Below are 24,357 nucleotides of genomic sequence, written 5' to 3' on the forward strand. Positions count from 1 at the left end.
TTTTCTGAAAAACAAAGTGAACTGCTCTCATCCAATCTAAAAGACACTCAGCTTACATGTGAATACAGCTTTTATATGCATTTTGGTATTAATATCTAAAAGGTTTGCCACATAAATTACTGCCATTGATGACTATATGCTCAATATTTTACAACTGTATAAACTACTGTATATAATGTTTTTGTTATTGGTTAGTTGAGCCCCGAATGTTTAGAAAAAATAAGGCGTTACCTGAGAAGTATTACCTCGATCATTTCAATGAGATTATTCATTTTCTCACCCATGAGTGTTTGCACCTGTTAGATGAAGGTAATCAACGATTTATACAGTCTTATCAAGCATTGCCCCATGGTGCTCAGTGTATGTTTGTTAGGGTGGTCAATCGGCAAAGTCGTTTTATTAAATTAGATAAAATGATTTATCAAGAAATTGAAGATTGCCCACTTCAATTGCAAACGTTAGCTGACAAAGGTTTTTTAATTAAGTTAACCCTAGGTGACATTAAAGATTGGTTACAGGAATTAACCAAAGATCAACTGATTGAACTGCTATGTTGTCATCATTCTGAAGTCGTGAAGAAAAGCGCCAACAAACAAAAGGTACTAGAGCAAGTCAACCAGCTTTGCTCGATTAACCAGTGCCTCACTTCACAACTTGTCAGTCAATTTTTAGTTAAAAATTTTGATGACTGTTTGGCCTATCTACTTTTTTTATTCTTTGGCGATAGCACTAGTGGTTTAAATAAGTTTTCTATGCGTGACTTGGGCGTTTTAAGAACGCGAACCAAAGATACACAGGCTTGTGCGAGATTTCATAGCTTAGAGCAGGCGAAGAGTGTTTTTTACTACAGCGCTAAATTAGAAGAATTAAAACGAAATGAATTAGATATAAAAGAATATGCGCTACACAGCCAAGGAGTGGCCGCACACCCAGTTGTAGCAGATAATTGCCCGCAGTCTGCAAAGCTTAGGGATGACTATTTTTACATATTAGGTAAACAGTTGTTGAACATAGACCACTCTTTAGCATTGGAGTATCTGAGCGCATCTTGTTACCACAAGGCTCAAGAGAAATGGTTAAGAGAGCTTTATAAAACTGGCGAAAAAGAAAAAGTAAAATCACACCTAGAACGTCTTATTGATCACTCTTTAGATGATGCGTTATTGCTGTTTGCAGAAGATTTTTATTTACGCAAATATCATCAATCAAAGATAAGCAAGCTCACCCAAAAGTTACGAGAAGACAGTATTAATCTGGTTATCGATGAGTTATATAAAGACAAAGTCGAAATGGGCGTGAAGCAATATTATCAGCGCCAAGGAGCCATTGTTTTTAGAACCGAAAATCGTTTATTCAATGCATTATTTGGCCTGACATTTTGGCAAGAGTTATTTAACTTTCAAGCCGGTTCAATTGCAACAGAGTTTGACCGAAGACCAAAAGTAGTAAAAGAAAACTCAATTTATCAGGCGTTAAGCGAAGCCATTGAACAGCGCCTATTGATATTTTCGACACCGCAAAACGCCATAGTTTATCTGACGAGAATGGCGACTCAATATTATGGTCAACCCAATGGAATGTTTCGTTGGAACTCAAAAATGATGGAGATTATTTCTATATTTTTGAATGCTGCTCCTTTAGAAGGGGTTGTAGAGCATTTACGGGCCATGGCAAAAAATTATCAGGGGTTAAAGGATGGCTATCCAGACTTGATGATTATAGAACACGGTAAATTACGGTTTGATGAGGTAAAAGCCCCCGGAGATACAATACGGCCTAACCAATTTTTGAGTATAAATGCCCTGCAAGCCGCAGGGTTTGAGGCTGGGATATGTCGGGTTACTTGGAGTGTTGACCCAATGCAGCCCTATGTTGTGGTAGATATTGAAACCACGGGTGGCAAACATCCTCAGCACCGAATTACTGAAATTGGTGCGGTAAAAGTGGTGAACGGCGAAGTGGTCGATACATGGACCAGCTTGGTTAATCCTGAACGCCATATTTCAAAATTTATTACCAAGTTAACCGGGATCAATAACACTATGGTTAAGGGCGCACCTCTTTTTTGCGAGGTTGCGGATACGTTTGCTGATTTTGTTCAAGGATGTATTTTTGTGGCCCATAACGTCAATTTTGATTATGGGTTTATTAAACAAGAATATCAGCGAATTGATCGAAAGTTCAGTATGCCAAAATTATGTACAGTGAGAGAATCTAGAAAATACCTTCCTGGACTAAAATCTTATTCTCTTGCAAACCTTTGTGAGCATTTTGAAATCCCTCTGGTCAATCATCATAGAGCCTTGTGCGATGCACAAGCTACAGCACAAATTTTGAATTTGGTGAATGAGTGTAAAGTCGTGAGTTAAATCTTATTTGAACTTAACAACCAGCATAAATATTAAACCTGTCGTGAAAGTTAAATAGTAATAAGGCTGATACCATCAAGAGAGCTTGAGCGTGTGATGGGCCCGTTGCTGGCGTGAGCAGCGGCTTAAAACCACCAAGACAGATAAATCATCTATCTTGCTGGGTGTAACGCTTATTTACGTTTTACTAGATACTATTTGCCGCTATGTATTTGTCGACTTGTTTGGTCAATATGGGCAAGGGCAGGGCACCGGTGCCGATTACTACATCATGGAAATTTCTGATATTAAATTTATCACCTAACGCTGCTTTTGCTTTTTCTCTAAGATCTAATATGGTGATCATGCCTAGTTTGTAGCCTAGTGCTTGCCCTGGGAGCACAAAATAACGCTCAACCTCTGTCACTATATCCCCTTCACTGATTGGTGTATTTTCCATAAAGTATTGAATGGCTTGCTCACTAGTCCATTTTTTTGAATGAATACCTGTATCAGTCACTAAACGAACAGAGCGCCAAATCTCATCTTGTAAGCGCCCAAAGTTATACATAGGGTTTTTATAGAATCCCATTTCTCTTGCAAGCTGTTCTGCTAACTTTAAAATGGGTGCCTAAATAAGTTTGTTACTGAGATTGTGATGTTGGCTATTTTTCGCCATCAATTGAAATAGAGTGGGGCGTAGATTCTGGTTTCGCGTAACTTAAGCGAGATAACCTTTGGGTTGTGTGGTAGCTGTCGAGGCCTGATAGAGTCACTGTGCTTAACGATTCAATATCTATGTAACCATCGTCTTTTATAGCGTGTTCTTGGCACAATATATCTGTGATTTCACCAATAACGAACAAGGTGTTGTTGGCTTTTATTGGCACAATTTCTTGTAGTGTTAATAAATACTTAAGATTGCTTTCTTTTACAAAAGGTACTTTAACACCTTCAATACACTCTTTTGCTAACCCTGTTTTTTCAAACTCACATTCATCCCTAAGGTAGCGTGCAGAGGTTTGATGGGCTGCTTGCCATATGTCTTGGTTTACTTGATTAATCGTATATTGTTCGGTTATTTGGATATTCTCTAGTGTGTGTCTGTCAACACTGTTGGGGCGCATGATAAACCCTACCAATGCGGGAGATGCTCCTAGGTGAACCACAGAGCTGAATATCGCTAAGTTTGAACTGCCTTCCTTGTCTACAGTGGCAATTAAGTTTGCGCTTTTAAAGCCAGATAAACTATTAATAAGTTGGGCTCTGTATCTGCTTGGGTAAGCCTTTAGTGTGTGATTATTAATATGTTGCATAGGGGCAGCTCAAGGTTGAAAATTTTCGTATTATTACGTTTCTATGCGAAGACTAGATCAATAGTTTTCTATAAAGTATGAAGGGCGTATCTTCAATTAATTATTATGTATTGCGGTAATGAGTGAATAGTGTTTTTAGCGTCAAAGGCTCAACTTGCTAAGTTGAGCCATTCTTATTAATGGTAGTTGTGAACTGTGCAACTTCCTCAGCGAACTTGGCTTCAAAGGTATAAATATACTGAGGTTTTAGTCACTGCCAAAAATAAGCTCCCAGATACTGGGGCTACGTTTTTTATGGTACTGCTTTTTTAAAGCATCCACCTTTTTTAACTGCTGTTTTGCGGTTGTCATATCATCTTCATTTAGTCTGGCTTTAACTAACTCTAACTGCGCTTGTACCTCTGTTAAGCCTTGTTGCAATATTACTTGTCTATCGGTTTCAAACTGCACTAATTGCACCGAAGCAACAAGCTGCTTTAACTTGCTGACCTTGCTCAGCATGTTACTTGGATTAGTTGCTACCATGGCTTGCTTATAGGCTAAGGCCATTGATTTCATGGTTGCTTCTACGTCAGTACTGGCTGTTACTTTTGCTTCAGAGTCTTGGGCAAATACTTGCTCCCCAAGCAACAGACTTCCATACATAATAACTAAAATCAGACTTAGACTTTTTAATAACGACATTTAGGGGCTCATTCATTTAAGAAGGCAAGGAGTGTAGCATAGAAACATCTCATCAAGACGGCAGTGAATTCAGTTTTCCACCTATATCAGGTGGTTATAGAAAAGCTGAACAACGAGTTTACAAGCTAAAATCTACAAATGAATAAGTTACAAATCCAGATTACGTTGCAAGGTTTAATGTAGCTACAATAAACCATGTTTACTTCGTCATAGGCTATATTAGTGATTTTTCTGAAATCTTTAAAATGGGTGTCCATTTAAGCTCTCAAAACACTCACCAAAAACCCAAAACAAATCAGGAAAAAGACTTAATGAAAAACGCTGTTTTTTTCTTTTTAAATAATGACTGCCTTTGTTGTTTTTTGTTATTTTTTCAGACCAAACCTCACGGTTTAGCCCTTGCCATTGGCTAGTAGTTAACGTTTAATAACGGTAAGTTAAATGAACGATGTTCTTTCTGCAGAGGACTTTCACCTCATTAGTTCATGCCCATGCAGGGCGTATACAAGTCATTCAAAAGGACTAAATACTTCGGGCGGTTCGCTTCGCTCCATTTTAGCCCACTAAATTTAGCCTGATAATGAGGCGTTATGTTCTTGGAGAAAAAAGATTGAAAATTCGAGTTTTAATAATTGCTTTGACTTGGCTTTCGGCCTGTTTAAGCTCATTGGCCAGTGTGGCGGATAACAAAGTAGAGCTAGAGGTGTTGGTAAGCAACTACGAAGCGCTAGCAGTAGATGCCAAAAATTGTACAGATTCACGTAATCAGAAATCGGCACCATGTACTCGGTTTATTGAAATATTCAATAACGGTGAAATCAACAATATAATTAAATCATTTGGCAATAATGTGAGTCGCTATTTTAGTATCGATCAAGAACTGACACTTAGGGGGGTTACAGCAGTAGGACACGTTGCTGATACCTTAGGCTTTTTATTCGAAAAACAAACTCAAAAATTGCAAAAACGAACATAACAGACAAATAATGGCCGACGCGCAAACAGCGCGCGCCTCATATTCGAAACGTTAATTGCCAAAGGAGAGTCTAGTGAAAGTTGATGATATTAGAGTTTTTATTCCTAGCAAGGATTACGAAATATCCAAATCCTTTTATCAAGCATTAGGTTTTCAAATGGATTATGTCACTGATGACTTATCCCTATTTGAAAACGGCGAATGTACTTTTTTTCTACAGAGGTTTTATAACGTAGATTTAGCTAAGCATTTAATGCTTCAACTATCTGTCTTAGATATAAATGAGGCTTTTGACATTATTTCTAGTCTAGATGGTTTCGATATAAAGTATCAACCAATTAAAACAGAACATTGGGGTAAAGTTATTTATTTATGGGGGCCATCGGGAGAGCTTTGGCACGTCACTGAGTTTAGAAACTAACACATATGAGCCTCTAGTTAGCCAATAGGTGTTGGTTGTTTTTAGACCGCTCTTCAAGGTCAATCTCAAGCCTCTGAGATAAGCCGTATGCTTTACCTGGAATGCTTAATAAAAGCTCGAACTCCTTTTTGTTGAATATCATCTGCTTTTCGTCATCAATGACGCATAATTCAAATTATGGAATAGCCGGCACGCACAATTGTTATCTTAGCATCCAATAGGATACCTCCTAGTGTTTTCTGTTTTCATATTATTTGCACATTTTTACATATCAGTATTAGCTAAAATGTAGTTTCTAAAACTACAAAAGGTTCAAACTTGATGCGATGCTCACTTTCATTTTTAACAAAATTTACCAGCATATTTATGCTGTGTTTGATGTTAGGGGCTTGCGGCTCTGGTTCATCAGAAGATGATAACGACACAGAAATAGTCAACAGCTCACCTACGGTAAATGCAGGTGCCGACCAAACTGTTGATGCTGGTGCTACAGTAACTTTATCAGCAAGCGTTACCGATGATGATACCAGTTACACTGTTTCTTGGAGTCAGATATCTGGTAACTCAACAGCAACCTTGGTTGACAATAGTGCTGAGTCGACCACGTTTATTGCCCCTGCAGTGAGCGAAAATGAAACGCTTATATTTGAAATTTCCGTAGATGACGGTGCTAATGCTGCTGTGACAGATACGGTATCTATCACAGTTGCAGCTGAAACAACTACCACAACACCTACTAACGATATCTGGATTATCAACGATACTGACGCTGTATCAACTAACATAACCGATGCAAGTACGGGCGAAGGCATACTGGTTGATGTGCAATCTGTCACCGAAGAAACAATTGATGGCGTTACCTACACAGTAGTAGAAACACAAGGTATCCCTGAATACGATGTCACAATAACTCAAGAGATAGTTGACTCACTAAATGACCGCCCTAATGCAAGCACCGATTTCATTGATGGTGTAACAACTGCTGTTGCAGGTGACGTTGTTGAATTTGGTGGAGATATCGGGTTAATAAGTACTGGCGACAATTGCGATACCACAGGTGGTTTTGGCTACTGGCCTAAAGGTCCTGCCTGCCCACAAGCAGATGAACGAGAAGTCTATTTTCCAACTGAACCCACTCCAACAACCGAAGCATGTGAAAACGGCTTAGGCAAAGTAGGTCTATTTGTAAATGGCTCATCTATTTATAACTGGGGTGACGGCCAGAGCTTTAATGGTAATTGGCAAAACCTTGCACCGGTTGCAGAGCAATATGATGTAGATATATGTGGCGGTCATTCTGCAAATGGCGATTATCATCACCATTTCTATACTAGCTGTTTAGCTACTCTGTTAGGCGACGATGGGACTAAGCATTCTCCAATATATGGTTATGCTGCTGATGGATATCCTATTTATGGTCCATGGGAAGCAGACGGCGTGTTAGCAGTCAGCTCTTGGGTAACAAGAGATTATTCATCTACATCTGATACCGGTTGTTCAGATGACGCTCGTAGCTGTATTTTAGTGGATGCATATGATATCACTCAGGGCACGGAAGAGGTCGAGTCTGGCCCTGGCTTTGACGAGATTGTTACGACACTATCGAGAAACGAATTAACTGCAACTAATGGTTATTATTATGAAGATCATTATTGGGATAATGCATTAACGGCGTTAGGTGGCGAATACCTCGATCAATACAATGCTCATATAGATGACGAACGTGGTTATCATTACCATATTACTTTGAGCGACGATGGAGACGGTACATACTCTCCTGCATTCCCTTATATCATTGGTTTACGTTTTGCTGGGGAGCTTGAAGACAATGCAGTAGCATCTTGTGATACAGGTGGAGGCATGGGGCCTCCTCCTGGTGGCTAATTCATTAGCTTAAATACGTATATTAATAATTAATTTATGTATATTTTCTAAAGTGACCTGATGGTTAGAAATGACCCAAAGGTCACTATTGTCATTTCAAAATTAAGATGAAAATATTATGAAAATGAATGTAATCAGTATTACGTTATCGCTATTGATGTTTATCCTCAGTGACAAAGCCCTAGCAGTTCAAGAAATCCATCAACATAAATCTAGAGATATAGGTGCAGAGACTCCTATTCCAAAAATTGAATTAACTATTTTCAAAGATATGATGGACGGCGTTAATATTCATGTAAATGTACAAAATTACTTGTTAAATGCGCCCGATATTGCGAAGAATCCACAAAGTTTAACCCCAGAAGGTTTTTTACAAGGTCATGCTCATGTTTTTGTTAATGGACAAAAGCGACGCCGACTTTATGGTAGCGATATTCATATCCCTCTAGAATGGTTAAAAGAAGGCGTCAATCAAATCGCTATCTCATTAAACAGTCATCAACATGAAAATTGGATGTCGGGCGAGCACAATATTGTTAGTTCAATCTTTTTTGATCTGTCTAAAGATCCTATCGTTTTACATGATTTCACTACACAACCTCTAGATAGCAAACATGCTCATCATTAATAGCTTTTAAAATAGTCGTTTTTAATGGGTTATTATGCGTATCTCCCAGTTATTTAAATTGTGTTGTTGTGCAATCACATTCAAATTATTTACAACAACATAATTGGTTAATTTGTCAGGTAAAAAATCGTTTATTCGGGTTGTGAAGTTACAGTCGTAACCTAGAAGAGAAGAAAGCTATCAAGTACAAGCTAATGGCAATCGCAATTGTACTTGATACGATGGCAATGTTGTTCGTTGCAGGGGAGGGCATAGCGTATAAGTCAGGTTTCGATGTGGCAGAAGATTGGCATGCAGGCAAGGAGATTAGGGGGGGAGGTTTTAGTTTTCCGCCAGTGGAGCTCAATTTCATCTGCCCAACCCGCTAACATGTCACTCCGGCTGCATTATTATTACGTGATACGCTCAGGTGAAAAATTCAGTAAAGTATTTAGCATTTAATCAACATAAGAATGGCTTCAACTTCTATACAAACAACACTACTATTACCTTTGAGTATTATATCTTGAGTGTGCTTATGAAAGGGAGTGTATGCGTAAGATTATTGAACTAATTGAGTTGGATGAGTTACGTCTGAAAGCATTAGAGTGTGTTCGTTTGCTTGATTTACCTCAGTGCTATTTAGCTGCTGGTTTTGTACGTAACCTTGTTTGGGATAGTTTGCATCAAAAGACAGAACCAACGAAGCTAAATGATGTTGATGTTATTTACTTTGATTCACATGAGTCTGATGGTGAAGTGTGTAAACAATATGAGTTAAGGCTTGAAGCAATGCTTCCAGAACTAAAATGGCAAGTTAGGAATCAAGCATTAATGCACATACGAAACCGTGATAAACCCTATACGAGTTCACTTGATGCAATGCGTCATTGGCCTGAAAAAGAAACGGCTGTTGGTATTCGTAAAGTATCAGATGGAACCCTAGAGTGTATTTCCGCTTTTGGATATGAATCTTTGTTTAATTTACAATTAACCCATAACCCAAAGCGCTCGAAGTCTATATTTGACTATCGTGTAAACTCAAAAGGCTGGCTTTCTAAATGGAAAGGTTTAAAAATCACGTTATAACAATTTCAACAACATAGTTTTACTATTGTTGATGACTAGCAATGACCCATTGCCTTCCTTGTTGTCATTTGAAGCACGCCAAACATCCCGACGATGAGTGCAATCACACTTGCGACTATTACGCCTGCTGTAGTTGTAATCCACAATCCAGATAATATAAGTGTTGCAGAACCTGCTACCCATAGGTAATCACCTATAGAAAAATACAGTATCAGACTTTTCTTTGGTACAAGTGTTCTTGATTCCCAAAATAGATGGATACCATTTAGTATTAATAACCACCCTAGTATCAATACATATAATTGAGGGGCAGGGGAATCGCCACCTAAGAATTCTGCTACCATGTTGGCTTGCATTGCAAATAGTCCTCCAAACACCAAACAACTAGTGGCATTAGCTCGCATTATATTTTTTAGGCTTAACACAATAATCTCAAATATGTATACTTGGTTGACATAAATTTTAAATGTTAAAAATATCAATGTCAACCAAGTTTACAAGCAGAGGGATTGCACTAGTAGATTCCCAGTCATTGCAGCTTATTCAAAGTGCATCACGACTAAATGATGTGATGACTAAATATATTTATCAGCGTCTTGTTGAAAAGGGCTATGGATCGCTGACGCCATCACTTCTTTCTTTTCTTAGTATTCTCGAGTGCGGTGTAAACTATGGTTCAGAAATCGCGAGAAATTTAGATGTCACAAGGCAAATGGTTGCCAAAACGGTTAAAGAGTTATGCCAGCTGGGATTCCTTGAGCAAAAACAAGGTGCTGGTAAACAGAAAGAAATCCTATTTACAGAAATGGGTGAGAAATTAATGTCTGATGCTAGACAGTTGCTGGCTGAGTTGGATGACATGCTATTTAATAATGCAGAGCTTAGTTCTTCACGCATTATGATAAGCGAGCTGAATAAATTGACTTGTGCAGTTAATGAGCGACAACAATAATAGTGTGTTTGAGTCAGTAAGCTTGGCTATAAAACAACAATACACCATTTAAGCCGTACTAAAAAAACTGACATAAAAGAGAACACTTAATGAATGAAGAGAACAGCGCGCTTATCGTTATTGATTTACAAAATGATTTTACTTTAAAAACAGGTAAAGCTCATGCTTGTGCTTCTCAAGCGGATTTAATTATTCCTAAAATTAATGCGTTAATTAAAACCTGTGAGCAGAAAAATATTGATGTAATTTATTTTAAGACAGAGTGGAAAAATTTATTAGTAAAGTTGCTTACAAAAAACTCTGTCAAAGTAGGTAGTTACGGTGCCGAATTAGATAGCAGGTTAACAAGTGATAACAAATCTATATTTGTGAAAAATAATAAGAATATTTTCTCTGACAAACATTTTACGGAGTACCTTCAACAGCATAAAATCACAAATTTATACTTATCTGGGCTCGCTGTTGAGTTCTGTATTAATACATCGTTTAGAGAAGCACAAAAGCTTAAGATTAAAACCAATATTGTTAGTGACCTTGTCATTAGTTATAAGTGTACTGATTTAGAGCCTTTGTTGGGAGAGTTCTTCCCGACTGATAGCTTAATTTTAAGTACCAACCTAGTGAAATAATCCACATTACAAATGTTAATCATTCTTATTTGTATTGAAGTGTTTGGTCAAGGCTGCTATTGTATTGTTATAATATAACAACTTGGTGTAATGATTATGAAACCTAATATTCATCCTAATTATCAAACAGTCGCATTTCACGATACAGCAGCAGATAAAATTTTTTTGGTTGGCTCAACCATCAAAACTGACCGTACAATTGAGCATGAAGGTCAGACATATCCGTATGTCACACTTGATGTATCTAGTGCTTCTCATCCGTTTTATACTGGTGAGCAAAGATCGGCTAAACAAGACGGCAGAGTTTCTAGGTTCAACAAACGTTTTGGTGGTTTGGGTACTAAATAGTAACATTCGTAAGAGGTATTAAAAGGTAAAGGGCATAACTAGGGGGCCTCTAGAAAAATTTGCAGACTCTAAGTAGAAATATTTCATTTAGTTTATAGGATGTTATCTTGGCACCTACCCAGCACAAGAATATAAAAATTAACTTATTAGTTTTATTTTGATGACGTTGTTTGATTAATGAGTATTCTAAGGGCGTTTAATCTAACCTATTTTATAAACGCTCAAGCCGTTTTAGTGGCTTTAAATGCTTAAATCCATGGCAATAGCTATCACCAAATTTTGATTTGTAAATTGTATATAAAAGCTCAATTAAAAGTTTGAAACTATTAAAGTGTCAAATTGGTAGTACCATAAAAAGCCTCTTAGTTAATTCTACGAGGCTTTTTAGGTTTGTGTTGTAACGTTTTATTTATTCAGGTTTTAAGTTGATTACCAATCGGTAACTGCCTAATACGCTTACCACATGCTGCAAAAATGGCATTACATAATGCTGGTGCATAAACAGGCGTGGCGGGCTCACCAACACCTGCTGGCGGTGCATCGCTTGGTATAATTTCTACTTCTACTTCTAATGGCGCATCACTCATACGTGGCACTCGGTAATCGTGAAAATTACTCTGCTGTACACGGCCTTTATCAAAAGTAATACCTTCACTAATGGCAGCGGTAATACCGTATATTGAACCACCTTGAACTTGATTAATAACAGTATCGGTATTCACAACCGTACCGGCATCAATGCTTGCCCATGATTTTATTATCTTCAGGTCGCCATTATCTGATACTTCTACTTCAACTACTGTAGCAACATAGGTTAAAAAGCTTCTGTGAGCGGCGATGCCTAAGCCTCGGCCTTTAGGGAGTTTTCTGCCCCAACCACTCATATCTGCAACTTTTTCAATCGTATGACGTAACCGCCCGATATCTAAGGGATATGTTGCTTTGTCGGCACCATAGTTGTCGTAATCAGCATTCTGCTCGGTCACATCCAAAATACGATCCGGGCCGATGGTTTCTAGTAAGTAATCTTTTTGATCTCGACCGGCTTTATGTGCGGCTTCTGCAATAAATGATTGAATCGCAAAAGCATGGAAAATATTGGATACTGAACGCATCCAGCCAATTCGTGTTTTTGCGGGGGCTTCGCCACTTTCCAATTTTATGTTAGGTGTGTCTATTGGGTTGTCGGTAAAGCCTAACCGTAACTCAAAGCCAAGAGGGGCGGTGGCACCTTCTATAAAAGTAGAGGCAATAGGAGAAAATGCAGTGCGATGCAAATAGGCTTCTATCGCGCCATTTTCATCTAGGCTTGCTTCAATATGTTGAGCTGATACTGCATGGTAAAAACTATGTTGAATATCATCTTCACGGGTCCATTGAACGCGGATGGGCTTACCTGTTTTCATTGATAAGAAAGCGGCTTCTGCTGAAAAGTCTGGCTTAGATTTTCGACCAAAACCACCACCTAACATAGTCACATGGACATTAATTTTTTCTTTATCCATGCCAACCATAGCCCCTACAGTAGCCATATCGGCTTGGGGGTTTTGGGTAGCTGCCCATACGTCAACTCTGTCTTTATAATACATAGCAGTAGCGCATGGCGGTTCCATGGGGGCCTGGGCTAAATGTGGTGCATAGTAGTCAGCTACCAGTTTATCGCTGGCATTGGCGAGTACTTTTTCGGCTTCGCCAATCTTGCGTACCGAAGACTGTGGCGACGCAACCGTGGCGAGTAAATTGGCTTTAAAATTTTCAGAGTTATAATCAGCGTTTTTGCCGTCATCCCAAGTGACAGATAATGCTCTACGACCTTTTATAGCAGCCCACGTATTGTTGGCAATAATAGCAATGCCACCTTTGGGCTGAAATTGCGGCGCTCCTTGCGGGGCTGGAATTTCTACTACATCCATCACGCCATCAACTGCTTTGGCAGCCCTTGCATCAAAACTTTTTGCTTTTCCGCCTACAACAGGTGGTCTTACAACAACAGCAATTAAGGCTTTAGGCTCTAATACATCAGCGGCAAACGTGGCTTTCCCCATCACAATATCTTTTAAATCGATATGTTCCATGGCGGTATTGATATATCGCCAATCGCTACGTTTTTTAAGAGTAATACTAGTTACTTCTGGTGGCGTGAGATTTAAAGCATCATTAACTAATTCTGCATAACTTAGGGTCTTACCAGAGCTATGGGTAACTATGTGCTGCTCGGCAATACAAGAGTCTACAGATACTCCCCAACGCTCTGCTGCAGCTTGACACATTAAGTGACGAACACTGGCCCCCATCTCACGTAATCGCTGCATATTATAGCGAATACTTCGTGAACCATCGGTATTTTGGTCTCCGTATTTGGCATCCCCTTTCCCCTGAATCACCACCACTTTATCCCAAGCGGCTTCCATCTCATCAGCCACAATTTGGGCAATAGCAGTACGAATTTGTTGACCCATTTCAGAGCGGTGACAGGTAATTTCTACAATGCCATCAGGACGCAATGCAACAAATAAATTAGCATTTTTGGCAGACTCAGAAGGCTTGGCAAGCACCCCAGCTAATACTCTTGGGGCGCCACCAGCTAAATAGGTACCAAACACCAAGGCACCCGCTGCGGCACTAGACTTTAAGAAACCACGACGGGTTAAATCAAAATATTGGCTCATACTTGTTCCCCTTCAGATTTAGGGTCAAAGTATTGTACTGCGGCCATAGTTTTAGAGGCTGATTTAATTGCTTTATGGATGCGAGGATACGTACCGCAACGACAAATATTACCTGACATGCCTTGCACGATTTCTTCATCGGTAGGGGCAGGGTTACTTGCTAGCAAGCTAGCGGCTTGCATCATTTGGCCACATTGGCAGTAACCGCATTGTGGCACCTTATGCTCTATCCATGCTTGTTGAACAGGATGCTCACCATCTTCACTTAACCCTTCAATGGTGGTTATTTTGCTGCCTGATATTGCTGATACTGGTAACACACAAGAGCGTTGTGCCACTCCATTAATGTGTACTGTACAGGCACCACACTGTGCCATGCCACACCCAAATTTAGGTCCTGTTAGTTGCAGTTCATCTCGAAGATACCAAAGTACTGGCGTGGTAGGGTCTCCTGAAAATTCGTGAGTTTTACCGTTGACGGAAAACGTGATCATGGTCTTGTCCTCGTTGGCGCACGTAAACCATAATCACTCGTTTAGGATACGTTTGCTGCTAAAGTAATGAAAAATAATAAAGAATAGGCTGATTGACTACATACTACCTAAAATACATAAGTAGCGCAGTTGGTGTAGATAAAATAAAGGATACAATTACTTAATTCAACAGTGAAATCAGTAAATACTCATGTTGTTCCGTTGTGCTGTTCATAAGAACATGGAAGCGTAATTAAAATAGTAGTCAGGCCAAAATCAAAAGATAGAAAATGCCCTGTATAAGGGAATATCGAGCAAGCAATTACTAAGACTAAATTAGGTAATAAGCTTATCCACCGTATTGCCAATACAATGGATGCCTCTGTATTTTAAAAATTTTAGCGGTTTTGAATAAGATTTATAAACGTTTAGGCTGTTATCACTACTAAAGAGTTTCAATATCTCCTTTTCCATAAAAGTTCACGCTATGTTTCGCTAAGTCGTATTGCTTAAGGTAGTTGTTAATTGCTCCAAAGGTAGTCGTGGCTATTTTTCCTGAATGATCTTTGGTGGTTACGTCTTCCATTAATATAGAGCCGAACATGAGTTTAATACGACTTGTTTTTACTCTTTGCGGCGTGAAGTGTGCCCGAGTGTTTGCCTTAAGTTGTGGGGTATTTGTTGTTTCATAAATGGCTGCGTTTATTAGGTCCAGTGTATATTCGGTACAATTCTGCTTTTGACTATTCATAGGATTAGCAATAACTGAATATTTGGGGTTATGTAATTGTGTGTTTTTACCTGTGGCAATTAGGTTTATAAGTCTAGTTTGAATTTCATCACTGGGAATAATTATTCCTGCTTTCAACTGCTGAGCCCCCCAGAAAAAATCGACTGGGTAATCTTGAATCAATTGGCTACGATTTGGCTTACCGTCAACTTGATATAGGTTATGAATAGCATAGCCTTTTGCTGTTTTACCATTATCTAATTGTATCGTTGAATACACTGCTATTGCTGTATGGGTATAGTGAATACCTTTAGGTAGTTCATTTGCGGGTCTTCCTACTCGGGCAATGATAAATGCCCTTGCACCTCGCTGTGCCGCATACTTTTCAACATCTTTAGCAAATTCAATAATCTTTTCTGGGGCAATTGTTGCTGGCTGGTTTGCTTGACTACCAGCATTGACAGTGACACTAAATATGCTGATAAACGCGATTAATATATATTTTTTCATCCTGACCTCATTTATTAAAGCTTGCTAGGTGTTATCCCAGCAAGCCTAAGATTAGCTAGTGTGTATGCGTAATAGTTTGTTTTTGTTGGATCTTGATTGTTTGATTAGGTGCTGGGTCTGCGGTAATCGTGGTTTCGGTAATGACTAATGGGCCAGTACTTTTATTTGATGATTTAACACTATGATTTGAAGAGTCTGCCAGTGCCGAGCCAGCCTGCATACTCGCGGTACCTGATACAACAGCTGCACTTCCTACCACTATGACAGGTGTAGCAATAACGGCACTTGCAACGGTTGCGGTAGAGGCCACACCATGCGTAACTGCTAGCACCGAGTGTTTACTGGCCTTAGATGTGTGATGTGCAGAGTCTGTCGCTAAAGCCGGCAACGCACTCAATGAGAGTGTAAATATTAACGCTTTGATAGTTAGTTTCATTGTAATTCCTTAATTAAATATTGCTTATGAAATGCTCAATAACTTTATGCCGCAGTATTTAAAACGTAAACAGTTGTGAATTATGTATACTTGAAAAACACTTTTGGTATAGTTTATTGATACTTTTATTAGCTAATAGGATTAACGTGAGTCAGATAAGTCAAATTAATCAAACATTAAAGTCGTTACTTAGACAGCAGCATATTACTTACAAAGATATCGCAGCTAGCTTAGATATGAGTGAAGCGAATATTAAGCGCATTTTTTCGACTCAGAGTTTTACGCTGCAGCGTTTAGAACAAATATGTGATGTGCTTAATATGACGATGGCTGATTTATTTACGTTAACTCAAAAGCAGGTGCAACAAATTAGTCAGTTGACGGTTGAACAAGAAAGCGAGTTATTGGCAGATCCTAAATTGCTTTTGATTGCCGTATGTGTCCGTGATGCTTGGAAGTTTGACGAAATTATAAGCTATTATGATATTGATAAATTAGAGTGTATTAGGTTACTGGCGAGATTAGATAAATTGAAAATAATTGATTTATTGCCTAATAATCATTTTAAGTCTCTGATTGCTCAAGATTTTAGATGGATACCTGGTGGGCCGCTGGAGCGGTTTATGGAACAAGAGGTGTTAGTTAAATTTATGGCACCCAAACAAAATGAACAATGGTTGTTTCGTTTCTATTTGCGGGGGCGTTACTCTCAGTCTTCTATTGATATTATTCAACGTAAGCTAAATTTGTTAACCAAAGAAGCTGCAGCTCTTAATCTTGAAGATTCAGATTTACCGTTAAACAAAAGACAGCATATTGGATTATTAATGGCAATGCGTCCTTGGGAGCCTTCTTTATTTGAAAATATGCGCAGAGCCTAAGCCCTACGCATATATGTTTTAAACTGTTCTGGTCGCCAGGGCAGGGGGGATATTCGCTGCTTTTTTAGCGGGCCCAAATACCGCGGCTTGCCCAACAAGCCAAAGTACCAGCATGCCAATAGGGATGTAGAACCAATCTAGTCTGTCTAACCCAAATGCGTTAACGAGTATTACATTCAAGATAACGGTTAATATGGCACCTAAGAGCACTCCGATACTACTGATTAAAAAGTTTTCAAACATGAAGTAACGGATTATAGTCCCTTGAGTGGCACCTAAGGCGCGTCTAGTACCAATTTGTTTTTTGCGCTGATTTACACTAAAGCTGGCTAAGCCGACAATTCCTAGGGCTGTGACGATTGTGAGTATGACCATTACGGTTGTCAAAATTTTAATCATGGCAGTATGGCCACGGTAGCTACGCTCTCGGGTTTCTTCAATACTGCGCATACCTTTGATTAATCTTTGGTTGTTACTGTTAGCCAATAATTCTTCAACTTGATTCATTAAGGTGTCTCGCATACCTGGCTCGGTGCGAATAAAGTAACGACTACCTTTAAATGATTGTCTTTCAGGAGACAGCATAACATTCTCTACGTTACTCCAGTTTACCCAAGGAGCTTGTAACTTATCGATTATCCCAACGACTACCATAGGGTCGATGTCGTTTATATAAACTGTCTTACCAACAACATCGGCATAATTGATATCAGGAAATAAGTTCTCTGCCATGGCCTTGGTGATAATGGTCTTGTTTGGCCAGTCTACTTGCCCAACGATTCGTAAACTTATATCGCTAGGAGCAAAGTTCTCTCCGGCGATTATTTCTACATCTAATGCATTAACACCATGGTCGTCTACCATGTAAACGGCGGTACCTACTGCATCGTGCTCCACTCCCGATTGGGTTTTTAATCCCATAGACCATCCGCTGTTACTATTGGGTACGGCATTAGTTTGAATCGCATCGACTACACCGGGTAACGCCCGTAACATGTTTAGATCTTCTTCAACAGTATTAGGGACATTAAAGTTATCACCAAACCCTACGCTTGTAAGGTAAAAGCTATTTTCGTTGTCTATGCCGCTATCCCGTTGCATGTCTTTGTTTCGTTCAACAATAATATAAACGGAGTTAACTATGATTGTCATAGTTATCGCAATTTGTAATGCGATAAGTATTGCTCCTACCTTATTTCGTAGCATGGCTCTTAAAATAGGACCCAGTTCCCAACTTGTTGACGTCTGAGGTTGTGATTGTTTCATTTTCACTTTCCTTATTGGCTTTTTAATTGGCTGGCGGGTGAGATATTACAAGCACGCCAAGTGGGATATAAACCGGCTGCGATACTTGATACCAAAGCGATGACTAATGCAACGACGATCATAGATGCATCTAGGGAGGCCAAGTCATCAACGAAATCACCGTATAAAGATTTAATGCCTTGTAACCCCACCAAAGTTAGCCCTAGACCAGCAATACCACCGACTAAGCCAATACAGGCGGTTTCGACAATGTGCTGTTTAAATACATCAGCTTTAGACGCGCCAACTGCTAATCGCAAACCAATTTCAGAAGACTTTCCTGTGAATTTAGCGAGCAGTAACCCTATGGTGTTTAATAAGCATACAAGTAAAAACATAAAGGATAACCACATCATCATTTTGGCATCTTCTTCAACCACTTCTCGTCGCTCCATCCATTCCATCACATCGTTTAAACGGTTGTGTAAAGGGCGTGGGAAGCGACCTAATTCTTTTTGAGAACGTACATAATTATTTAAAAAGTCTAAGTAATCTGCTTCTGCCTGGGCATTGGGGAGTTCGACCCACATTTGGGTGTTAATACATTCTGAACGTAAGAATGCGGCATAACCTTCACCATCTGGGCTTTTCCAACAGTTGTTGTTGCCCCAGTTAGGCAGCTCTAGGTCTTCTTTTAGTGAAAATGGCATAAATAGCTCTTCGGTTTCGTTAAAAGGGCCATTATTGACATCATAAAATTTAGGCATGACTTCCCATGTATCAATCACCCCCACAACTTGAAAATGTCTACCCGCTATCACGATATTTTTACCTATGGAGTTTTCTCCTCCAAAAACACTTTCATTAGTGCGCTTGCTAAGGACCACGACTTGCTCGCGGTTACTATCTGAGTTGTTATCCCATGGGCCTCCATATAAAAAGGGAACGTCAAACATAGCAAAAAAGTCTGTATAGGCTAAACGGATTGATGCTTCAAAGGGCTTAGATTCGCTGTCTTGAGGCTCAATTATTGCGCCTGACATACTCATAGCTGATTGCCTTAGGGCTTTTTTTGCATGAGTTAAATTAGTCGCATCTGTCCAGGTTAATTGGTTGGGTAGGGCATCTTCGTCATCATTAAATGGATTATTAGGATCCCAGTTGTCGACTTGAATGTGAAATAATTGCTCACTCTTATGAGGAATAGGGTTGGCTGACATCAAATAATTAACGGTAATAGTGGTCATACTCGCGCCAATGCCAAGGGCTATGGCCGTTACCATTAATAAGCTAAGAATAGGATTTCTTTTAAAGCTCTTGAAGGCTAATTTAATATAGTAATTAAACATGGGAATATTCCTGGTTGATACATGTTATTGAGATTTAAAGGACTCGTTACTCAGCGGCTTAAAGCTCACTCACTTGGCCATCTCTAACATAAATATTACGTCGGGCCTGTTTAGCGAGGTCTGCATCATGTGTCACCATAATGATGGTTGTCCCAGCATCGTTAATGGTTTTGAGTAATTCCATTACGCTATTTGCCATTTTGGTATCTAGGTTACCTGTAGGTTCATCTGCCAGTAAAAAGCGAGGCTCACCAGCTAATGCCCTTGCGATAGCAACACGCTGTTGTTGACCACCAGAAAGTTGTGAAGGAAGGTGTTTCATGCGTTGAGCTAGGCCAACCATTTCTAGGCTGTTTTCAATTCTTTTTTTACGCTCAGCGCTGTTAAAACCGCGATAGCGCAAAGGTACGTCTACGTTATCAAACAGGTTTAAGTCGGGTATTAAGTTAAAGCCTTGAAATATAAATCCGATTTTTTCATTTCTTAGTTGACTACGGTGCTTATCATTCAGGTTACTGACATCTTGACCATCTAATTCATAGGTACCGCCATCGAAGGTTTCTAACAGCCCCGCAATATTCAAAAAAGTAGTTTTACCCGAGCCCGAAGGGCCGGTGACTGCAACGAAATCTCCCTCGCCAACTTGGAGGTTAAAGTCTTTTAGTGCATGGGTCTCTACTAAGTCTGTACGAAATACTTTTTTAACATCGGTCATTTTTAACATGATTGATTCCTAGTTATTGTTCTTTTTTTAATTGGTAATAAGGACACTCTGTGCGCCATTAAATTGATCTGTACCGGACACAATTATGGTGTCGCCAACTGCTAAACCTTCTAATACTTGAACGCTAGATAAGCTCCGAGCACCTGTAAGTATGCTAATACGCTGTGCCATATCGTTTTGAATTTTGTAGGCGACTCTGCCGTTACCTGTTTCTAAAAACTGGCCTCGCTGAACCATAAGCACATCTTGTTTATTTTCCATGAGAACTCGGGTAGTTAATCGTTGATTTTGGCGTAGCCCTTTGGGTTGGCTAATAGAGTCATCAGTAGAGGCTATAAAACGCACACGGCCGCTTACTTGGTTATTTTCTATTTCAGGAGAAATGGTGACTAGCTTTGCTAAGTGAGTCTCACCATTTAGGGTGACTTCAGCCGTCATACCTATGGCCAAATCATCTGCGTAACTTTCTGGAATATCGACTTCAAGCTCAAATTCTGACAAATCTACCACGCTCAATATGGCTTGATTTTTAGCGACTTGGTTTTTTTGTTCAACTGATAAATTGCCCACTAACCCGTCTACTGGCGAGCGCAGGGTAAGTTCCGCAACTTTGCGGCTTAAGTCTTCAACCAATAGAGTTTGACGCTCTACGAATAGCTTCTTTGCTTTTACTTCAAACGCTAAACTTTCTAAGTTTAGCTCGGCATCTTTTACTGAATGTTTATAAACCAACTTGGCGTTTTCTAATTCATCTTGAGCCTTTTCGTAGTCTATTTGGCTTATAGACTGACTTTTAAATGCTTTATCTGCTCGGCGTTTTTCTCTATCTGCAGCAGTTAAGGCTACTTTCGCTAGGTCTACTGCTTTTTGATTTACGAGTGCTTGTTTATTTGATTGAATTTTTTGCCTATCAAGCTCTAGCTGCAATCGCTGCAGTGCAGACTCTTCTTGTTTCAGTTGGTTGCTTAGCTCTGGGCTTTCGATTACCGCTAGGGTTTGTCCTCTTGTTACGCTGTCACCCGCGTCTACTTGAAATGATATTGTGCCTTGCGCTGGGCTGTATAATTTAGGGCTTACTGCCGCAACCACTCTACCTTGTACTGATAAGTCTCGTATTAGATCTCCTCTAATAACGGTAGCAGTTCTAATTCTTTGAGATGAAATACTGGTATCTGAATTGGACCAATTGCTTAATGAGGGCGCTAATGTGAAATAGAGAACAATAGCGACTACAACTAAGCCTAAAATCATCCAAATTGTTTTATTGTTAGTCTTTTTTTGAACAAGCGTATCTTGGCCGCTAGTGTCTGCGATTTTCATCTTATTTCCTGATTATTCGACAATCAAACATTAAGTCGATTGTTTTGGTTAAAAAGTTTAAATGTATTTAAAATAATTTTTAAAGGGTGAGGTTTGACGCATAGTTAAATACTTTGCGTCGCTGTAACTGGAGTGATCCTAATGGCGTTTGAAATGGGTTTTAAAGTAGCTAATATATTAAGCAAATACATAACAAGAGCAGCCGCAACTAAATACATGATAGGTAGTTTACTAAACCCATAATGGTTAACCAGTAAAACATTTAGCGTCACCGCAAAAAAGACGCCTAGTAAGATCCCCATAGTTGTCACCATTAAATTCTCCAATAAATAGTGGCGCAAAATATCAAACTTATTAGCACCTAATGCCCGGCGGATACCAATTTGTTTTGTCTGCTTGAATACCTTTAAAGAACTTGCACCCATTATTCCTAAAGCCACGACTAAGGATAAGGCTCCCATAACGGTAAACACAATACTCAGGGCTGCTAGGTCCGCTCCAAATACTTGTTTTTTGGCTTCGGACAGACTTGTTACTTTTCGAATGACTCGTTGTTTATCATGTAAGGACAAGGCGTGTGCAATATGATTCATCATGTCTTCAAGGAGTCCTGGTTTAACCCGAATAAAATACCTTGAAGAGTTATGCGTAACCACTGACGGTGTAATAAAGCTATGCTCTAAGTGTTCCGACTTAGCCCAAGGGCCATGAAGCTTTTTGATTATACCTATTACTGTAACAATCTGATTATTATCAATAAATATAGGCTTTCCGATTATAGATTGCCAATCTTCAGTGTTAAATAATGCAACCGCAGTGCGCGCTGTTAGTAAAATTTGAGCCGCAAATTTCTTGTCGTGCTCTGATTGCCAAGTCACTTGGTTTTTAGTGAAATTTTGCCCAGCAATTAACTCTAAACCAAAGGTTTCAAGTCCATGTTCATCAAGCTTGTAGCTCGCAGCATTAACTGGATTTTGGTTGTCTTGCTCGATTGTTAGACCAAACTCGTCACCGGTTTCACTATATGGAAATGAATTCGTTTTAACGACATTAACTACCTCAGGTAGTGCTCTAATTTTTGCTAAGTCGGCTTGGATACTATTTTTAGGGTTAAAGCTATCGGTAAAGCCCGAACTGGTTAAGAAAAAGCTGTTGAGTTCGTCTAGTCCACTAGATGTGTGTACGGTTTTGTAACGTTCTAGGGCGATGAATAAGCCATTGCTTAGCACGGCAGTTGCTAGTGCAATTTGTAGAACTAAAATCAACACTGTGTATTTTTGACGTAGCAAAATGGAGCATATGTGTTTAATAGATAACCGAGCAAGTAAACGTGTTAAATACATTGAGATTACCTTTTAGGTTAAATGTTTAGCAATTGGTGTTCGGCTCAAATGCCAAATGGGGATGAGGGCGCTAAATAAAGCAGATAGAATACTCAAGCCCATTGCAAAGCCAATAAGTGCAAAGTCTAGGGTTAAAAATGTACTAAAGTTTGGATACAATAATGCTATTCCTTTTAAGCCAACTAGACTCAAGAGCCACCCCGTCAACCCCCCTAGTATTCCTAAAATGAGAGCCTGAATCAGAGATTGTAGAAAAATAGCTTGCTGACTTGCTCCTAGTGCGTTTCTTAATGCAACCTCATGTCTGGTAGACGCAAATTTGGTACTAATTAAAGTTGCAGCATTGAATAGACAGACAGTTAAAAATAGCAAAGCTAGACTAAAAAATGCATACATATCTTTATTGACAACATTTTTATATTTAAGCCATTGTTTTATATTTAGTAGTTTATTATTCGTAGGCCTATTAAAGCGCCCTAATTGTTTTTGTTGCTCAACATATGAACTTAAATAAAATTCGAAATCAGATATATCTGTTAAGTTTTCGACTTCTACCCATAATTCGAAATTTGTGCATTCAGAGTTCAAAAAACTCTGATAGTTGTCACTTAAACTAGTATCCCAGCAATTTGTTTGGCCACCATGGGGTAAGCTTAATTCTGCTTTGATTTGAAACGGGATGTACAGCTCTTCTGGTTTGCTAAAAGCGCCATAAACCATGTCAAAGTATTTTGGTGAAGGGTGCCAGTCATCGAGCACTCCCACTACTGTAAACGTGCTACCTAGCATTGATAAAGTGCGACCTACTGAGTTTTCTCCAGCAAAAACTCGGTCGTTTATATCTTTACTGAGGACGGTGACATACTGGGCTTGATTAGGTAGATTATTTTGCCAAGGAACACCGAATAGAAATGGGGCATTGAACATAGAGAAAAACTCTCCATGAGTGGCGCGCATTACCCCTAAAAATGGTGTGGCTGTTTTTTGGGTAGGTGTCACCATTCCCCAGGTTATTGCACTTGCTGCTTGGTACTTAGCTTGTTTCGCCGCCACAATATTAACTGCGTCTTGCCACGTGACTTGCTCGGGAGGAAGATTAGGCTCTATTGCTGCTTTATTGGGATCCCAGTTATCAAGTTGCACATGGAGTACTCGGTCGCTTTTTTCTGGTAATGGGTCCGCTGACATTAAATAAATTAGCCCATAGGTAATGACGCAGGCCGCAATACCTAAACTAATGGTTAAAATAATGAGAGTACTTAAATAGGGTTGTTTAAGTGTGTCTTTACATGCCAATTCAAAGGTGTAATTCATGGAAGATCCAGCGGCACATTTTTATTTTTATTATTTTCAACGGATATTACTCTTTTAGCAGCAAGTTCACGACAATTGCAGTGTGATGCTAGGGTAAAATAGTTTCGCT

24 protein-coding genes and 1 pseudogene are annotated in these 24,357 nt (G+C 39.3%); 10 read left to right on the top strand and 15 right to left on the bottom strand.

The features are described 5' to 3' along the window. Positions 1 to 206 precede the first annotated feature (206 nt). Complete coding sequence (locus ABJD71_RS03735) at positions 207 to 2,369, top strand: exonuclease domain-containing protein (protein WP_348164743.1); 2,163 nt, start codon at positions 207 to 209, stop codon at positions 2,367 to 2,369. A gap of 187 nt (positions 2,370 to 2,556) precedes the next feature. On the opposite strand, the pseudogene ABJD71_RS03740 reads toward ABJD71_RS03735, so the two are convergent. The 3 genes and pseudogenes from ABJD71_RS03740 to ABJD71_RS03750 form a co-directional block, all read right to left on the bottom strand. Continuing rightward, positions 2,557 to 2,961: pseudogene (locus tag ABJD71_RS03740) on the bottom strand (DUF885 domain-containing protein); the annotation flags it as partial. Positions 2,962 to 3,013: 52 nt separating this feature from the next. Further along, positions 3,014 to 3,664, bottom strand: coding sequence for a flavin reductase (locus ABJD71_RS03745; RefSeq protein ID WP_348164746.1), 651 nt, complete (start codon positions 3,662 to 3,664; stop codon positions 3,014 to 3,016). A 246-nt stretch (positions 3,665 to 3,910) separates the two neighbouring features. Further along, entirely contained in the window at positions 3,911 to 4,348 is a 438-nt protein-coding gene (locus ABJD71_RS03750; RefSeq protein WP_348164749.1) for a cytochrome b562, read from the bottom strand. A gap of 610 nt (positions 4,349 to 4,958) precedes the next feature. Here ABJD71_RS03750 and ABJD71_RS03755 point away from each other — a divergent pair. From ABJD71_RS03755 to ABJD71_RS03770, 4 genes are all read left to right on the top strand, one after another. Next, positions 4,959 to 5,324: a hypothetical protein gene (locus ABJD71_RS03755; RefSeq protein WP_348164752.1), complete on the top strand. Its 366-nt coding sequence runs from the start codon at positions 4,959 to 4,961 to the stop codon at positions 5,322 to 5,324. A 73-nt stretch (positions 5,325 to 5,397) separates the two neighbouring features. Then, complete coding sequence (locus ABJD71_RS03760; RefSeq protein WP_348164755.1) at positions 5,398 to 5,745, top strand: lactoylglutathione lyase; 348 nt, start codon at positions 5,398 to 5,400, stop codon at positions 5,743 to 5,745. Positions 5,746 to 6,066: 321 nt separating this feature from the next. Continuing rightward, complete coding sequence (locus tag ABJD71_RS03765; RefSeq protein ID WP_348165347.1) at positions 6,067 to 7,629, top strand: YHYH protein; 1,563 nt, start codon at positions 6,067 to 6,069, stop codon at positions 7,627 to 7,629. A gap of 118 nt (positions 7,630 to 7,747) precedes the next feature. Next, positions 7,748 to 8,257: a hypothetical protein gene (locus tag ABJD71_RS03770; RefSeq protein WP_348164758.1), complete on the top strand. Its 510-nt coding sequence runs from the start codon at positions 7,748 to 7,750 to the stop codon at positions 8,255 to 8,257. Positions 8,258 to 8,405: 148 nt separating this feature from the next. Here ABJD71_RS03770 and ABJD71_RS03775 read toward each other — a convergent pair whose 3' ends face one another. After that, positions 8,406 to 8,609: a hypothetical protein gene (locus ABJD71_RS03775; RefSeq protein WP_348164761.1), complete on the bottom strand. Its 204-nt coding sequence runs from the start codon at positions 8,607 to 8,609 to the stop codon at positions 8,406 to 8,408. A 179-nt stretch (positions 8,610 to 8,788) separates the two neighbouring features. Here ABJD71_RS03775 and ABJD71_RS03780 point away from each other — a divergent pair, with 179 nt between their 5' ends. Beyond that, entirely contained in the window at positions 8,789 to 9,325 is a 537-nt protein-coding gene (locus ABJD71_RS03780; protein ID WP_348164764.1) for a nucleotidyltransferase family protein, read from the top strand. Positions 9,326 to 9,360: 35 nt separating this feature from the next. On the opposite strand, the gene ABJD71_RS03785 is transcribed toward ABJD71_RS03780, so the two are convergent. Next, positions 9,361 to 9,750, bottom strand: a complete 390-nt coding sequence (locus ABJD71_RS03785; protein ID WP_348164767.1) for a hypothetical protein — start codon at positions 9,748 to 9,750, stop codon at positions 9,361 to 9,363. Between the two features lie 56 nt (positions 9,751 to 9,806). On the opposite strand from ABJD71_RS03785, the gene ABJD71_RS03790 reads away from it, so the two are divergent. From ABJD71_RS03790 to ABJD71_RS03800, 3 genes are all read left to right on the top strand, one after another. Beyond that, positions 9,807 to 10,277: a MarR family transcriptional regulator gene (locus tag ABJD71_RS03790; protein WP_348164770.1), complete on the top strand. Its 471-nt coding sequence runs from the start codon at positions 9,807 to 9,809 to the stop codon at positions 10,275 to 10,277. Between the two features lie 89 nt (positions 10,278 to 10,366). Then, positions 10,367 to 10,906: an isochorismatase family cysteine hydrolase gene (locus ABJD71_RS03795; RefSeq protein ID WP_348164773.1), complete on the top strand. Its 540-nt coding sequence runs from the start codon at positions 10,367 to 10,369 to the stop codon at positions 10,904 to 10,906. A gap of 96 nt (positions 10,907 to 11,002) precedes the next feature. Continuing rightward, entirely contained in the window at positions 11,003 to 11,254 is a 252-nt protein-coding gene (locus ABJD71_RS03800; RefSeq protein WP_348164776.1) for a type B 50S ribosomal protein L31, read from the top strand. Between the two features lie 413 nt (positions 11,255 to 11,667). Here ABJD71_RS03800 and ABJD71_RS03805 read toward each other — a convergent pair whose 3' ends face one another. From ABJD71_RS03805 to ABJD71_RS03820, 4 genes are all read right to left on the bottom strand, one after another. Beyond that, complete coding sequence (locus tag ABJD71_RS03805) at positions 11,668 to 13,923, bottom strand: molybdopterin cofactor-binding domain-containing protein (RefSeq protein ID WP_348164779.1); 2,256 nt, start codon at positions 13,921 to 13,923, stop codon at positions 11,668 to 11,670. Beyond that, entirely contained in the window at positions 13,920 to 14,417 is a 498-nt protein-coding gene (locus ABJD71_RS03810) for a (2Fe-2S)-binding protein (RefSeq protein ID WP_348164782.1), read from the bottom strand. Before ABJD71_RS03810 ends, ABJD71_RS03805 begins: the two co-directional genes overlap by 4 nt. A 424-nt stretch (positions 14,418 to 14,841) precedes the next feature. Next, positions 14,842 to 15,636: a DUF2145 domain-containing protein gene (locus ABJD71_RS03815; RefSeq protein WP_348164785.1), complete on the bottom strand. Its 795-nt coding sequence runs from the start codon at positions 15,634 to 15,636 to the stop codon at positions 14,842 to 14,844. 55 nt (positions 15,637 to 15,691) lie between these two features. Further along, positions 15,692 to 16,072, bottom strand: a complete 381-nt coding sequence (locus tag ABJD71_RS03820; RefSeq protein WP_348164788.1) for a hypothetical protein — start codon at positions 16,070 to 16,072, stop codon at positions 15,692 to 15,694. Between the two features lie 146 nt (positions 16,073 to 16,218). Between ABJD71_RS03820 and ABJD71_RS03825 the strand changes: the two genes are divergently transcribed. After that, positions 16,219 to 16,953, top strand: a complete 735-nt coding sequence (locus ABJD71_RS03825; RefSeq protein ID WP_348164791.1) for a helix-turn-helix transcriptional regulator — start codon at positions 16,219 to 16,221, stop codon at positions 16,951 to 16,953. A gap of 18 nt (positions 16,954 to 16,971) precedes the next feature. Here the strand turns inward: ABJD71_RS03825 and ABJD71_RS03830 are convergent, their stop codons facing one another. From ABJD71_RS03830 to ABJD71_RS03855, 6 genes are all read right to left on the bottom strand, one after another. After that, complete coding sequence (locus tag ABJD71_RS03830) at positions 16,972 to 18,219, bottom strand: FtsX-like permease family protein (RefSeq protein WP_348164794.1); 1,248 nt, start codon at positions 18,217 to 18,219, stop codon at positions 16,972 to 16,974. Between the two features lie 11 nt (positions 18,220 to 18,230). After that, positions 18,231 to 19,547: an ABC transporter permease gene (locus ABJD71_RS03835; RefSeq protein WP_348164797.1), complete on the bottom strand. Its 1,317-nt coding sequence runs from the start codon at positions 19,545 to 19,547 to the stop codon at positions 18,231 to 18,233. Positions 19,548 to 19,605: 58 nt separating this feature from the next. Beyond that, entirely contained in the window at positions 19,606 to 20,271 is a 666-nt protein-coding gene (locus ABJD71_RS03840; RefSeq protein WP_133471626.1) for an ABC transporter ATP-binding protein, read from the bottom strand. 27 nt (positions 20,272 to 20,298) lie between these two features. Beyond that, positions 20,299 to 21,591, bottom strand: a complete 1,293-nt coding sequence (locus ABJD71_RS03845) for an HlyD family efflux transporter periplasmic adaptor subunit (protein WP_348164799.1) — start codon at positions 21,589 to 21,591, stop codon at positions 20,299 to 20,301. 104 nt (positions 21,592 to 21,695) lie between these two features. Continuing rightward, positions 21,696 to 22,934, bottom strand: coding sequence for an FtsX-like permease family protein (locus ABJD71_RS03850; protein WP_348164801.1), 1,239 nt, complete (start codon positions 22,932 to 22,934; stop codon positions 21,696 to 21,698). 12 nt (positions 22,935 to 22,946) lie between these two features. Further along, positions 22,947 to 24,248, bottom strand: a complete 1,302-nt coding sequence (locus ABJD71_RS03855; RefSeq protein WP_348164803.1) for an ABC transporter permease — start codon at positions 24,246 to 24,248, stop codon at positions 22,947 to 22,949. Positions 24,249 to 24,357 lie beyond the last annotated feature (109 nt).

Source organism: Paraglaciecola sp., from assembly GCF_039943935.1.
Classification (GTDB): domain Bacteria; phylum Pseudomonadota; class Gammaproteobacteria; order Enterobacterales; family Alteromonadaceae; genus Paraglaciecola.

What these genes read in the sequence shown, in the direction of transcription:
- ABJD71_RS03840 (WP_133471626.1), bottom strand. Translation starts at nt 20,271, where the DNA reads ATGTTAAAAATGACCGATGTTAAAAAAGTATTTCGTACAGACTTAGTA.
- ABJD71_RS03750 (WP_348164749.1), bottom strand. Translation starts at nt 4,348, where the DNA reads ATGTCGTTATTAAAAAGTCTAAGTCTGATTTTAGTTATTATGTATGGA.
- ABJD71_RS03820 (WP_348164788.1), bottom strand. Translation starts at nt 16,072, where the DNA reads ATGAAACTAACTATCAAAGCGTTAATATTTACACTCTCATTGAGTGCG.
- ABJD71_RS03795 (WP_348164773.1), top strand. Translation starts at nt 10,367, where the DNA reads ATGAATGAAGAGAACAGCGCGCTTATCGTTATTGATTTACAAAATGAT.
- ABJD71_RS03845 (WP_348164799.1), bottom strand. Translation starts at nt 21,591, where the DNA reads ATGAAAATCGCAGACACTAGCGGCCAAGATACGCTTGTTCAAAAAAAG.
- ABJD71_RS03855 (WP_348164803.1), bottom strand. Translation starts at nt 24,248, where the DNA reads ATGAATTACACCTTTGAATTGGCATGTAAAGACACACTTAAACAACCC.
- ABJD71_RS03775 (WP_348164761.1), bottom strand. Translation starts at nt 8,609, where the DNA reads ATGAAATTGAGCTCCACTGGCGGAAAACTAAAACCTCCCCCCCTAATC.
- ABJD71_RS03850 (WP_348164801.1), bottom strand. Translation starts at nt 22,934, where the DNA reads ATGTATTTAACACGTTTACTTGCTCGGTTATCTATTAAACACATATGC.
- ABJD71_RS03735 (WP_348164743.1), top strand. Translation starts at nt 207, where the DNA reads ATGTTTAGAAAAAATAAGGCGTTACCTGAGAAGTATTACCTCGATCAT.
- ABJD71_RS03800 (WP_348164776.1), top strand. Translation starts at nt 11,003, where the DNA reads ATGAAACCTAATATTCATCCTAATTATCAAACAGTCGCATTTCACGAT.
- ABJD71_RS03765 (WP_348165347.1), top strand. Translation starts at nt 6,067, where the DNA reads ATGCGATGCTCACTTTCATTTTTAACAAAATTTACCAGCATATTTATG.
- ABJD71_RS03835 (WP_348164797.1), bottom strand. Translation starts at nt 19,547, where the DNA reads ATGTTTAATTACTATATTAAATTAGCCTTCAAGAGCTTTAAAAGAAAT.
- ABJD71_RS03830 (WP_348164794.1), bottom strand. Translation starts at nt 18,219, where the DNA reads ATGAAACAATCACAACCTCAGACGTCAACAAGTTGGGAACTGGGTCCT.
- ABJD71_RS03810 (WP_348164782.1), bottom strand. Translation starts at nt 14,417, where the DNA reads ATGATCACGTTTTCCGTCAACGGTAAAACTCACGAATTTTCAGGAGAC.
- ABJD71_RS03790 (WP_348164770.1), top strand. Translation starts at nt 9,807, where the DNA reads ATGTCAACCAAGTTTACAAGCAGAGGGATTGCACTAGTAGATTCCCAG.
- ABJD71_RS03805 (WP_348164779.1), bottom strand. Translation starts at nt 13,923, where the DNA reads ATGAGCCAATATTTTGATTTAACCCGTCGTGGTTTCTTAAAGTCTAGT.
- ABJD71_RS03770 (WP_348164758.1), top strand. Translation starts at nt 7,748, where the DNA reads ATGAAAATGAATGTAATCAGTATTACGTTATCGCTATTGATGTTTATC.
- ABJD71_RS03815 (WP_348164785.1), bottom strand. Translation starts at nt 15,636, where the DNA reads ATGAAAAAATATATATTAATCGCGTTTATCAGCATATTTAGTGTCACT.
- ABJD71_RS03745 (WP_348164746.1), bottom strand. Translation starts at nt 3,664, where the DNA reads ATGCAACATATTAATAATCACACACTAAAGGCTTACCCAAGCAGATAC.
- ABJD71_RS03780 (WP_348164764.1), top strand. Translation starts at nt 8,789, where the DNA reads ATGCGTAAGATTATTGAACTAATTGAGTTGGATGAGTTACGTCTGAAA.